Source organism: Sodalis-like endosymbiont of Proechinophthirus fluctus, from assembly GCF_001602625.1.
Classification (GTDB): domain Bacteria; phylum Pseudomonadota; class Gammaproteobacteria; order Enterobacterales; family Enterobacteriaceae.
In genome coordinates, this window is record NZ_LECR01000015.1 from 1,889 (window position 1) to 2,193 (window position 305).

Consider the following 305-nt stretch of genomic DNA (forward strand, 5'->3'; position numbering starts at 1 on the left):
GACGACGCGCCGCTGGTTGCGCTGTTTTCCTCCCACCACCGCACTCTGGCAGCCGTGATCCTGGAGCCCATTGTCCAGGGTGCAGGCGGAATGCGCTTTTATCACCCCGAATATCTGCGGCGGGCGCGGGCGCTGTGCGATCGCTATGGCGTACTGCTGATTGCCGACGAAATAGCGACCGGTTTTGGCCGTACCGGCGAATGGTTCGCCTGCAATCACGCCAGTATCACGCCGGATATTCTGTGCCTGGGTAAAGCTCTAACCGGCGGCGCCCTGACCCTCTCCGCCACGCTGACCCGCCGCCA

1 protein-coding gene is annotated in these 305 nt (G+C 63.6%); it reads left to right on the forward strand.

Annotated features, from left to right (window positions below):
* Nucleotides 1-305, forward strand: a 305-nt coding sequence (locus BG74_RS15810; RefSeq protein ID WP_439895629.1) for an aminotransferase class III-fold pyridoxal phosphate-dependent enzyme, incomplete at both ends; no start/stop codon positions are given.